Annotated in this window: 9 protein-coding genes; 6 read left to right on the forward strand and 3 right to left on the reverse strand. The window is 37.5% G+C overall.

All coding sequences use genetic code 11. The features are described 5' to 3' along the window. Positions 1 to 224 precede the first annotated feature (224 nt). A complete protein-coding gene (locus tag AAGS61_RS06930; RefSeq protein WP_391369228.1) occupies positions 225 to 1,367 on the forward strand; it encodes a Ger(x)C family spore germination protein in 1,143 nt (380 codons plus the stop codon). Positions 1,368 to 2,216: 849 nt separating this feature from the next. Here AAGS61_RS06930 and nspC read toward each other — a convergent pair. Further along, a complete protein-coding gene (gene nspC / locus AAGS61_RS06935; protein WP_391369231.1) occupies positions 2,217 to 3,356 on the reverse strand; it encodes a carboxynorspermidine decarboxylase in 1,140 nt (379 codons plus the stop codon). 1 nt (position 3,357) lies between these two features. Further along, positions 3,358 to 4,587: a saccharopine dehydrogenase family protein gene (locus AAGS61_RS06940; protein WP_391369233.1), complete on the reverse strand. Its 1,230-nt coding sequence runs from the start codon at positions 4,585 to 4,587 to the stop codon at positions 3,358 to 3,360. 334 nt (positions 4,588 to 4,921) lie between these two features. On the opposite strand from AAGS61_RS06940, the gene AAGS61_RS06945 reads away from it, so the two are divergent. Then, complete coding sequence (locus AAGS61_RS06945; RefSeq protein ID WP_391369236.1) at positions 4,922 to 5,446, forward strand: hypothetical protein; 525 nt, start codon at positions 4,922 to 4,924, stop codon at positions 5,444 to 5,446. Positions 5,447 to 5,536: 90 nt separating this feature from the next. Here the strand turns inward: AAGS61_RS06945 and AAGS61_RS06950 are convergent, their stop codons facing one another. Then, entirely contained in the window at positions 5,537 to 5,698 is a 162-nt protein-coding gene (locus tag AAGS61_RS06950) for a hypothetical protein (RefSeq protein ID WP_391369239.1), read from the reverse strand. A gap of 799 nt (positions 5,699 to 6,497) precedes the next feature. Between AAGS61_RS06950 and AAGS61_RS06955 the strand changes: the two genes are divergently transcribed. The 4 genes from AAGS61_RS06955 to lon all read left to right on the forward strand — a co-directional run bounded on the left by AAGS61_RS06955 (position 6,498) and on the right by lon (position 12,960). After that, entirely contained in the window at positions 6,498 to 7,493 is a 996-nt protein-coding gene (locus tag AAGS61_RS06955; protein ID WP_391369242.1) for a tetratricopeptide repeat protein, read from the forward strand. 106 nt (positions 7,494 to 7,599) lie between these two features. Next, entirely contained in the window at positions 7,600 to 8,889 is a 1,290-nt protein-coding gene (gene tig / locus AAGS61_RS06960; RefSeq protein ID WP_391369245.1) for a trigger factor, read from the forward strand. Positions 8,890 to 9,111: 222 nt separating this feature from the next. Beyond that, positions 9,112 to 10,380 carry an ATP-dependent protease ATP-binding subunit ClpX gene (clpX, locus tag AAGS61_RS06965; protein ID WP_391369248.1) on the forward strand — a complete coding sequence of 423 codons (1,269 nt, stop codon included), beginning with the start codon at positions 9,112 to 9,114 and terminating at the stop codon, positions 10,378 to 10,380. A gap of 243 nt (positions 10,381 to 10,623) precedes the next feature. After that, positions 10,624 to 12,960 carry an endopeptidase La gene (lon, locus tag AAGS61_RS06970; protein WP_391369251.1) on the forward strand — a complete coding sequence of 779 codons (2,337 nt, stop codon included), beginning with the start codon at positions 10,624 to 10,626 and terminating at the stop codon, positions 12,958 to 12,960.

Genomic DNA, 12,960 nt, shown 5'->3' on the forward strand with positions numbered 1-12,960 from the left:
AAATTTTGTATAGTGCTCCATATGTCAAGGTTACCGAGGTTTAAGGTAGGCTCTTATTGTAAAAAAAAGACTGTAGCAACTGCCCTCCAACATCCTGTGAGCTTTAGTGCAAAGTGAAATTTGGATGCAATCACACCGAGCCATAATTGATTTCGGTGATAGGGGCTATCAAAGTGATTGATGATATTCAAAATAAAAGCAAATATAAGAAGTGATCATACAAAATGAAGAAATGGTGGAGTATTGTATTAAGTGCAATAATAATGTCGGGTTGCTGGGATGTAAGGGAGCCGGAAAGAATGTATTATGTTTTTGGTGTAGGTGTAGATTATGTGGATGAAGAGTATATAGTCTACATGCAACTGATTGATTTTACAAATGTTGCGAAAACGGAACAGCCCAACCCAGAAGTAGTTCAAACGGAGATTGGGATTGCTCGTGGTGCAACGATAGCAAAGGCATTTTTTAATATGTACCATTCATTAGATATGCGTCTATTTTGGGGGCATTTATCGTTTGTTGTATTGTCAAATGAGGCACTTAAAGAAGGTAGAGCCAATTTAGTAGTGGATTCTTTTAATCGTTACCGAGAAACAAGGTATGAAATTTGGGTATATGGAACAGGCGATGATTTATCAGAACTGATGTTAGTGGCACCTGTTTTAAATAAACCGATTTCTCTTTCTAAATTAACGATACCATTTAACTCTTTCTCCCAAGATTCATTTCTTGTACCGATTGATTTTCGACAATTTAATATTGCATTAAACGAGCCAAATTATAGTATTGCGATACCCTATATAAAATTATCTAAAGATTGGAAATCTCAAAAGGAAACACAAAAGGCAATCGAATTCGAAGGTGTGGCGATTACGGCACGAGACGGACTAAAAGAAATTTTTAAAGAGGAAGAAATTGAAGGTTTACGGTTTATGAACAACGAAACAAAGCGAGGACAGTTAACATATTCCATTAATGATAAGCCTGTAACAGTAGTCGTAGAAAACATTAAAGTGAATGTGAAAGCAACGCCCAAAAATGAAAAGTTTGTGTTCGATGTTACAATTAAGCTAGATGCGATTGCGAGTGACTTTCACACAGAGATTACGAAAAAACAAATACAAGAAACCGTCATAAAAGAAGTTGAAAAAAAGGTGGAGGAAACGTATCAACATGCATTGAAAAATAATATCGATATTTATAATTTATCCAATTACGCATATAAACAAAACGTGAAGCATTGGAAACAGGTAGAGAAAGATGGGCAAGTACCACTTGATGCGGATTCTATTGCTTCGATTGAAGTATACATTGAGAAGCTCAGTGCAGCACGTAAAGAATTTACAGAGACAATTAAAGAAGAGTAAAGCTTTTTTGACGTAATTGAATGAAATTTTTACAAAGTTTTTTGTGCCTACAGCTTTAATAACAGGAGTAGATTTTGTTACTTCTATTTATCAAAATGAATGATTTTGTAAGCCATGATTAGGGTATATCACAAAATTTATATACAACTTAATTTTAAATAAGTGTCAAATGGAGTCTATTTACTTAAATGGCGCTTATTCTTAATTAAGTTGTATATCCAAAACGATGAATGTATATTTAAGCGTTTTTTTAAAACAAGTTTATAATTGGCTCTTCACCAAAATATGTACTTGACCGCACATTCCGTTACGGGCGGACGCTTTCCGCGGGCTTGGCTTCAGCCTCCTCGACTCGCAAATGCTCGTCTGCGGGGTCTTCAGCTCAAGCTATTCCCGCAGGAGTCGCCGCCCTTTACTGCATGTGCTTTTAGATCAATATCAAGAACAGATTCTAGTATTGAACCTTATAATTCTTTTGATTTATTTTAATCGTTATAGAGAAAAGATTATGATTTTAATAGATACTCACATTATAAAGATCTATATTAACTACGGTGAATGACACTGTGTATTTTCAAAAAACAGCTTGATTTTTTTCATTTTTCCTCCCAAAAGATACGTGTTTCCACTGAATTTCTCCTTCCGCACGCGATTCCTTTTTAGTATATTTCTATCTTTTTTATCACAATAGCTAATCGTAGAGCATCCTATTTTGAATGAAAAACATTTATTTTAATCAAAAATGCAAGCGAATAGGGCGTATTTACTTGCAAAATGTAGAGGAATACAGCTTGTAGCATGATGGAAAACTAAAAAACCAACCTCGCATCAAACGAGGTTGGTTTTAAATTATGAAAGGCGGTTACGATAATCTTCGTAGTGGAATGTACGAATGACTTTCATGCCTTCTTCTTCATTGTATAAACAAATACTTGGTAAGTTAACACCATTAAACATATGTGTCTTTACCATTGTATAATGGGCCATATCTGTAAATACTAAGCGATCGCCAGGCTTTAATGGTTCATCGAATGAATAATCGCCAATTACATCACCAGCAAGACAAGTCATACCACCTAAACGGTATGTATACTTTTTCTCGTTTGGCATGCCAGAACCGATAATCATCGGACGATACGGCATTTCAAGCGTATCTGGCATATGACAAGTAGCGGATGTATCTAAAATCGCTAAATCCATACCATTTTTTATCGTATCAAGTACAGTAGCAACAAGGTACCCTGTATTTAAGGCACAAGCTTCACCAGGCTCTAAAATCACCTTGACATCATATGTGTCCTGAATACGGTTAATCAGTTGGACTAATAATTCTACATCATAGTCTTCGCGCGTAATATGGTGACCACCACCAAAGTTTACCCATTTCATTTGATGTAAGTACTGCCCGTATTTTTCCTCGAAGTGTACTAAAATACGTTCTAGTACATCTGAACCTTGTTCACACATTGCATGGAAATGAATGCCTTCAACACCATCAAGCTCATCGGGACGAAACGACTCGAACGGAATCCCAAGACGAGAGTTAATATAACAAGGATCATAAAGTGGTGTTTCTACCTCGGAATATCCAGGGTTTACGCGTAAACCAATTGAGATATTTTTTTCATGATTTAACACTTTTTCTTTATACTTGTTTAATTGGTCGAATGAGTTGAATACAATGTGGTCAACATAAGTTAAATATTCATCAATTTCATGCTCAGCGTATGCAGGTGCATAGGCATGAACTTCTTTACCGAATTCCTCAAACCCTAGTCGCGCTTCAAATAAAGAAGACGATGTAATACCAGCCAGATAATTACGTGCTAGCGGAAAAGTCGACCACATTGAAAAGCCCTTTAGAGCAAGTAAAATATCGCAGCCTGTTCGATCTTGGACAGATTTTAAAATTTCCCAGTTGCGTTTTAATAAGCGCTCATCTACTACGAAAGAAGGAGATGGAGCTGCTTTCCAATCGATTTGCTTCATCTTATTTAGCCTCTTCTTTTGAAGTGAAGTCTAAGTCGACTAGTTCAGGGTTTTCAGTTTCTTGCCATGGTAGACCCCATTTGTTTAACGCATCCATGAATGGGTCTGGATTGAAATCTTCTACGTTCCACACGCCAGGTTTTTGCCACTCGCCATTCATAACAAGCATTGCACCAATCATTGCTGGTACACCCGTTGTGTAAGAAATCGCTTGCGAACCAACTTCACGGTAACATTCTTGGTGGTCACATACGTTATATACGTAATACGTTTTTTCTTTGCCATCTTTAATACCGCGAACGATACATCCGATGTTTGTTTTACCTTTTGTAAGTGGTCCAAGTGTTGCTGGGTCTGGTAAAACCGCTTTTAAGAATTGAATTGGTTGAATCATTTGACCTTCAAATTCGATTGGCTCAATTGAAGTCATTCCAACGTTTTCTAACACGCGTAAGTGCGTTAAATATTTTTCACCAAATGTCATCCAGAAGCGAATTTGTTTTAAGCCTTTAATGTTTTTCGCTAAAGATTCTAATTCCTCATGATACAGAAGGTAGCAATCTTTTGGACCAATCTCTGGTAAATCGTATACCATTTTGTATTCTAATGGCTCAGTTTCTACCCATTCTCCTTCTTTCCAGAAACGACCATTTGCTGTAATTTCGCGAATGTTAATTTCTGGGTTGAAGTTTGTTGCGAACGGAAGACCGTGGTCGCCACCGTTTGCATCAACGATATCGATGTAGTGAATTTCATCGAAATGGTGTTTTTGTGCATGCGCTGTGAATACGCCTGTTACACCTGGGTCGAAACCAGAGCCTAAAAGTGCAGTAATGCCTGCTTCTTCAAAGCGCTCTTTATAAGCCCATTGCCATTTATATTCGAATTTAGCAGTATCTAACGGCTCGTAGTTAGCAGTATCTACGTAGTGCGTTTTTGTTGCTAAACATGCATCCATAATAGTTAAGTCTTGATATGGTAAAGCTACGTTAATTACCACATCTGGTTTAAATCCATTGATTAGTTCAATTAGCTCGTCCGTATTGTCCGCATCCACCTGTGCAGTATGGATGATTGTTTTACCGCCGTCTAATTTTTCTTTTAAAGCATCACATTTTGATTTTGTTCGACTCGCGATCATAATCTCTTCGAATACTTCAGAGTTTTGCACACATTTGTGTACCACTACGCTAGCAACACCGCCAGCTCCAATAATCAATGCTTTACCCAATTTCTTGTCACGCTCCCTAGTGTGTCAGTATTTAAAACAAGATTGATTATACAGAATACTTACGGTGCTAGCAATGATTTTTTACCAACAAAAAATAGGTGTATTTTTAGTAGTGAAAAGCCAATAATAAAAAGAAAAACAACTGGAAAAATTTTAGAAAAATATTGTATAATACAGAAAAAAACGTACATAAAGAACGAAAGTGAAAATGTTCGTTTTCGGCTTTTGTATAGTACTACGAGTTGTTGAAAAAAGCAGTAGAGCATAAAGTGTAAAATACCATGAAAAGAATCCCCCATATGTAACCTATTAATACGAAAAGAAGGTGATGAGGATGTCAAGAGTGTTTATGTTAGGTTTTATTTTAAGTCGAATGCTTAACCCTTTAAGTTACACAGTTTTTATTTTATTTTTTGTCATGGTTAGTGTAAGTACGGGAAATATTATTCCGAAAATAGCACTTCAAGGCTTTGCTGAAGTAATGCATCCCCTGTATTTACCACTGTTACTGATGAGCATATTAGTACATGTTATTGTCACGGTATTAATGGTTAACTTTATTTATCGGGTCATCGTAGAGGGGAAGTATATTGTTAAATTATCAACATTTGGATTTTTAATTGCCCTTTCGACGGTTCAACTCTTTACGTATTTTTGTATGAACGCATTACCCCAAGTAGGTGTACCAGGAAGGGTTGAAAGACAAATTGCAGATTTTGTTCAACAAACTGCACTGAATTATTTTGAACTCTCTTCTCTTCTATTTATGGGATTATTACTCGCACTATATGTAGGTATTTTAGGGCGTGAAAAATTTAAGAAAAATATTGGCTTTATCGATGATACATTATACGAATAATGATGGATATTTTCTATCTGTCTAAAATCAGGGTGCACTTTGTCATTGAAGTAGCACCCTTTTATTTATCCCGCATTAACGGGTAGCGATTTATTGTAAATGATCGTCTTTTTTCATTACGGCTGTTACAGCAATGTGCAAGTTTGAATTGCATAAGTTTTTACTATAACTTAGAATGAGCAAACCTTGAAATATATTACCATTTGGGTAACCGTTGCTTTCCGCTCCATTCGGCTCGCTTTCCACGGGCATGGCTTCAGCCTCCTCGTCGCTCGTACCTCGGTGCTCCTGTCGCTACGCTTTCGTCGCAAATAAATTTCCTGCGGGGTCTTCAGGCCAACACGATGTTGGTCACGAAGGCGTTGTCACAGGACGTGACGGTTTTAGCCTTCGTTCCTTTATTGCTATTCCCGTAGGAGTCTCGCCGATTCCGCTACAATCAACTGGCAAGTCATTTTTGATCACGTTTTGCTAAAAAACACGCTTCTATAAAGGAAATATTTTGTTAATCAACACACTTGGCTAAAAATAAAGAAAGATGCTCATGCATGACGGTAGAGACTGGGTAATTATAATTGCAAATAGAGACAAAATGATTTCTTTTAGATAAGAGAAATATTTTTCTAGGACATCAAGAAGCGTTGACTTTTGCCGTAGCGCGACATCGCCACAGGAGCCGTAACAGGAGATCCAAACAGGCCGCGCCTGTTTTAGCTCCTGTGTAGGCTGTGGCAAAGCGCGGAGGCTATGATACAAACCTTTTACTATTTAAATGGTGTTTTTAGGATAAATTTTTGATCATTAAGAGCTATAATTTAAACATGCCTTTTGTACTGCCTATTACTATATTATTAAGATCAATAAATCCGTAATGTATTGTTTTGCTCCTTTTAATCTCGTAGACTATAGCACAGTAATATTTTTGCCTGTATACCAAATACGAAGCGTTGAGGGAAATAAAAAGAACGAGATTGTGACTAATAATTGTTCAATCGGGCATTCCTTTGTAAAATGGGTACATATAAAGGTCAGGATCGGGAGTGAAGACGTTTTGAAGAAGAAGAAAAAAGGGCTGCAAGTGTTTGAAAATGTCGTAATGTTTCCTGGCACAGTAGAGCAATTGTTGTCACAAGCACATGAATACGCAGAACAATATCAATATGATTTAGCGAACCAAAAATTTGCCGAAGCCTTGCAGTATACGTACGGAGATGAAACGACGTTAAGTGTGTATGCCTATTCATTATATGAAGCGCGTGATTTCGAGAAGGCAAAAGAAATTTGTGAACGTCTTTTAGAAATAGGTCCTTCTATGTACTTTGAGGCGATGGAGTTATACTTAACGATTTGTATGCAATTACGCGAATTTCAACAAGTAGAAAAGATTATTGAATCGTTGTTAGAAGAAGAAGTAATCCCAAACGAACAACTTGACAAATTTCTACGGCTCAAAAATTTAAATGCTGATATTGTGGAAAAGAAGCGCGTGCAAGAAGAACAAATAACCGCCCAAGAAATCATCGACAATGAGTTGTCAACAGCACAATTTCTTGAAAAAACAACTGAGGAACAGCTTGTCATGGCGCAAGATTTAACAACCATCAATGTTCGACCGATTGCACAGGTACTAAAGGAAGTAATTGAACATGAAAAGACCCATCCGTTTATTAAAAGTTTGCTTCTTATTTTATTAGTCGAGCAAGAGGTGGCAATAGATATTGAGGTTAAGAAGTTTAATCGAGTCCGAATAGTCAATCCAGTTGAGCTTGAATTGCCAACAGGATTACCTCATTTTCAGGCCATTACAACGATTATTTTAGAACAATTACATCAAGAACCATCTACATTAGAGCTTGTGCAACATCTCATCACAAAACATGCCATTGCAACGTATCCGTTTGAATGGCTCGATTATGATGATGAAGACGTGGCGATAGGTTATATTGATTTTGTTCGACAAATGTTTGGCAAAGTACAGGAGATGGATTATGAGATAATCGACTTTCTCCAACAGTTAGAAAAGTTAACAGAATTACAACATATGTGAAAAAAGTTGAAACTCAGCTCATCTATGTTATACTAAAATGGTTGTCAAATCGTATAAAACGAAACAATTGGTACACAACCTTAAACTTATTTTGGAGGTCATCTATATGTCAGTAAAATGGGAAAAACAAGAAGGAAACCAAGGGTTATTAACAATTGAAGTTTCTGCTGAAGAAGTAAATAAAGCTTTAGACAAAGCATTCAAAAAAATTGTAGTACAAATCAACGAACCAGGTTTCCGTAAAGGAAAAATGCCTCGTCCACTATTCGAGAAAAAATATGGCGTAGAAGCGCTTTATCAAGATGCTTTAGAAATCGTTATTCCAGATGCATACTCAAATGCAATTGATGAAGCAGGTATCGAGCCAGTTGACTACCCAGAAATCGCTGGAACAGAAAACTTCGAAAAAGGTAAAGCATTCACTTTCACAGCGACTGTAACAGTGAAGCCAGAGCCAAAATTAGGCGCATACAAAGGTTTAGAAGTAACAAAACTTCCAACTGAAGTAACAGATGAAGAAGTAGAAGCACAAATTCAAGAGCAATTAGCGAAAAAAGCTGAACTTGAAATTAAAGAAGACGGCGCGATCGTAGAAGGCGACACAGCTGTAATCGATTTCGAAGGTTTCCTAGGTGAAGAAGCATTCGAAGGTGGTAAAGGTGAAGATTACGCACTAGAAATCGGTTCTGGTTCATTCATTCCAGGCTTTGAAGAGCAATTAGTAGGTGTTAAAGCTGGCGAATCTAAAGACGTAGTTGTAACATTCCCAGAAGAATACCACGCTGCTGAACTTGCAGGTAAAGAAGCTACGTTCAAAGTAGCAGTTAAAGAAGTAAAAACAAAAGTACTTCCAGAATTAAACGATGCGTTTGCTAAAGAAATCGATCCAGAAGTTGAAACTTTAGAAGCGTTACGTGCTAAAATTAAAGAGCAAACTGCTGAGCAAAAGAAAGCTGAATCAGAAGGTGCATTACGTGATGATTTAGTAGAAAAAGCAGCAGAAAACGCTGAAATGGAAATTCCAGCTGGTATGATTAACACAGAATTAGATCGTATGGTTCAAGAATTCGGTCAACGCCTTCAAATGCAAGGTATGAACCTAGATTTATACTTCCAATTCTCAGGTCAAAATGAAGAAGCTTTACGTGAGCAAATGAAAGCTGATGCTGAAAACCGCGTACGCGTTGCATTAACTTTAGAAGCAATCGCAAAAGCAGAAAACATGGAAGTAACTGAAGAAGACATCACTGCAGAATTAGATGCAATGGCTGCTCAATTCGGTATGACAGTTGAGCAAATCAAAACAGCTTTAGGTGGCACTGCTATCCTAGAAAACGACATCAAAACAAAGAAAACAGTTGAATTATTAGTAGAGAACGCTAAAATCTCTGAGTAATTGACTGGAAATATACGACAGCTAGTAGCAAGTTGTATAAAATGGACTTTATAAGTAAAAAACAAGGTACGGAGTTCCCGTGCCTTGTTTTATCACATTTATCTTCAATTTTTATACATAATTTTTAACAGTATACATAGAGGCAATGATTTTGACAGTCAATATATTTGATAAAGGTCACAGAATCTTGTAAGATTGTTGCTTGAATAGGGGTGAAACAAATTGTTTAAATTTAATGATGAAAAAGGCAATTTAAAGTGCTCTTTCTGTGGAAAACCACAAGAACAAGTTCGTAAACTGGTTGCAGGTCCAGGCGTATATATTTGTGATGAATGTATCGAGCTATGCTCTGAAATCGTCGTTGAAGAGCTAGGTGTGGAAGAAGAGATTGAGTTTAAAGATATTCCAAAACCAAAAGAAATTCTTGGTATTTTAGATGAGTATGTAATTGGACAAGAACGTGCCAAGAAAGCGTTAGCCGTTGCCGTGTACAATCACTATAAACGCATTAATTCAAATTCAAAAATCGATGATGTAGAGTTATCAAAATCAAATATCGTGTTAATCGGGCCAACTGGTAGCGGTAAAACATTACTAGCACAAACATTAGCACGAATTTTAAATGTACCTTTTGCTATTGCTGATGCAACTTCTTTAACTGAAGCGGGTTATGTAGGAGAAGATGTAGAAAACATCCTATTAAAACTAATCCAAGCAGCAGATTATGATATCGAGCGTGCAGAAAAAGGGATTATTTACATCGATGAAATTGATAAAGTAGCGCGTAAATCAGAAAACCCATCCATTACACGGGATGTGTCTGGTGAAGGTGTACAACAAGCATTATTAAAAATTCTTGAAGGTACAGTAGCAAGTGTGCCTCCACAAGGTGGACGTAAGCACCCACATCAAGAATTTTTACAAATCGATACATCGAATATCCTATTTATCGTAGGTGGTGCGTTTGATGGTATTGAGGGAATTATTAAGCGTCGTCAAGGCGAAAAAGTAATTGGTTTTGGATCCAATCCCAATAAGCAAGAGGAAGTGGAAGGTTCATTACTTTCTCAATTGATTCCTGAAGACTTATTAAAATTTGGTTTAATTCCAGAGTTTATTGGTCGTCTACCAGTATTAGCTTCTTTAGAGCAGCTAAATGTAGATGCATTAGTACGTATTTTAACAGAGCCAAAAAATGCATTAGCGAAGCAATATCAAAAAATGTTGGAATTGGATAATGTTGAACTAGAGTTTGAAGAGGAAGCTTTAGTAGAAATCTCTAAACTTGCTATCGAACGTAAAACGGGAGCACGTGGACTACGTTCGATTATTGAGGCAACAATGTTAGATGTAATGTATGAATTACCATCGCGTGATGATATTGTAAAATGCATTATTACGGCTGAGACAATTACGAACAAAGCTGAACCCAAACTTCTTTTAGCGGATGGGACAGTATATAAAAAAGATAATGAAAAAACTTCTGCATAAATAAAAAGTTATGGTTTATGTCAATGGATTGATATAGCAGTAAAAAAACAATGCATGAATGCAAAAGTAATTTTACTCGAATCTTTCTCTAAAAAATGGACATTATAAAAAGCTGGCTTCGTACGTGTCGCTTTTAGCACAGTCGACGTCAGCTTTTTGTTCCAGTCCGCTATACATAGTTTGATTATGAAAATCGTATTTACACACATACTACAATTGCGGGTTGTTGCGTATTGATTTTGGATGGAGGTGAATACCCGCGTGAAAAAAATCGAAGAAAATGTTCCGTTACTCCCTTTAAGGGGATTGCTAGTATTTCCATCAATGGTGCTACATATTGATGTTGGCCGTGAACGCTCAGTAGCAGCGCTTGAACATGCAATGTTAAACGATAGCCGCATATATTTAGCTACACAACAGGATATGCGTGTAGAGTCGCCGGAGAAAAATGATTTGTATGATGTAGGTACAGTGGCAAATGTAAAGCAAATGTTGAAATTGCCAAATGGTACTTTACGTATTTTAGTTGAAGGCATTGTACGGGCAAAGATGGTGAATTATCAAGAAGGAGATCAATTTACGTCTGCTGATATTGAACTGTACGAAGATTCAACAACGAAAGATGCAGAAATAGAAGCATTAATGCGTACATTAGGTAGCTATTTTGAGAAGTACGCTAAAATGTCCAATAAGATTACAACTGAAACAATTGAATCTGTGAAAGATATTGAAGAGCCGGGTCGTTTAACAGATGTTATTTCTTCTCATTTACCACTGAAAGTAGCAGAGAAGCAAGAAGTTTTAAGTATTTTTAATATTAAAAAGCGCTTGGACTACTTAATTATTCGTTTGCACGATGAGCAGGAAGTAATGGCGCTTGAGAAGAAAATTAATACAAAAGTAAAGCAAGCGATGGAACGTACGCAAAAAGAATATTTCCTTCGCGAACAAATGAAGGCAATTCAGCAAGAACTTGGAGATCGGGATGGTAAGACAGGTGAGGTCTCTGATTTACGTAAGCGTATTGAAGCAGCCAATATGCCTGAATCAACACGTCAAGTAGCGTTAAAAGAATTAGACCGCTATGAAAAATTACCAGCTGCAAGTGCAGAAAGTGGCGTAATTCGAAACTATGTAGAATGGTTAGTATCGATTCCGTGGGACGTAAAAACAGAAGATCGTTTAGATATCAACTATGCTGAAGAAATTTTAAATCGTGACCATACAGGTTTAGATAAAGTAAAAGAGCGTATTTTGGAATACTTATCTGTACGTCAATTGATGAATTCATTGCGTGGTCCGATTATTTGTTTAGCTGGACCTCCGGGTGTTGGTAAAACAAGTTTAGCGCGCTCAATTGCGGAAAGCTTAGATCGTAAATTTGTGCGTATGTCACTTGGTGGCGTGCGCGATGAGTCTGAAATTCGTGGGCATCGACGCACGTATGTTGGGGCAATGCCAGGGCGTATTATTCAAGGCATGAAAAAAGTAGGGACGGTCAATCCCGTATTTTTGCTTGATGAAATCGATAAAATGTCAAACGACTTCCGTGGTGACCCATCAGCAGCGATGCTAGAAGTGCTAGATCCGGAGCAAAATAATACGTTTAGCGATCATTATATTGAAGAACCGTACGATCTATCCAATGTATTATTTATTGCGACAGCAAATGATTTAAGTACAATTCCAGGCCCACTTTTAGACCGTATGGAAGTCATTTCGATTGCTGGCTACACAGAGATTGAAAAGACAGAAATTACGAAAAATCATTTAATTCCAAAGCAAATGAAAGAACATGGCTTGAAAAAGTCCCAGTTAACTGTGAAGGATGAAGCAATCCTTGATTTAATTCGTTATTATACACGCGAGGCAGGTGTGCGTGGCTTAGAACGTCAAGTCGCAACGGTTTGTCGTAAAGCGGCTAGAATTATTGTGACCGGGGAGAAGAAGCGTGTAACGGTTTCTTCTAAAGTGCTTGTGGAAATGCTTGGTAAGCATCGTTTCCGTTACGGGCAAGCTGAAACAAAAAATCAGATTGGTGTAGCAACAGGTTTAGCCTATACGACAGTTGGTGGCGATACATTGCAAATTGAAGTGTCGTTAACGCCTGGTAAAGGGAAGTTACAACTAACAGGGAAACTGGGTGATGTCATGAAAGAGTCTGCGCAAACAGCTCTTTCGTATGTGCGTTCATTAACATCTCAACTCGGTGTAAAAGCAGAATTTTTTGAAGAGCATGATTTACACATCCACGTGCCAGAAGGAGCAGTGCCGAAGGATGGGCCATCAGCTGGGATTACCATTGTCACAGCTATCGTTTCAGCTATCACGAAAAAGCCGATTAAACGTGAAGTGGGTATGACAGGGGAAGTGACGCTGCGCGGTCGTGTATTACCGATTGGTGGCGTAAAAGAAAAATCGTTAAGTGCACACCGGGCAGGCTTAACAACCATTATTTTACCAAAGGACAATGAGCGAGATATTGATGATATTCCAGAAATTATTCGCGAGCAGTTGTCATTTAAATTAGTGTCACAAGCGGAGGATGTGCTTGAACTGGCGCTTGATGGAGGGTTTTAG

The organism is Lysinibacillus sp. KU-BSD001 (genome assembly GCF_042920265.1).
GTDB lineage: Bacteria > Bacillota > Bacilli > Bacillales_A > Planococcaceae > Lysinibacillus_B.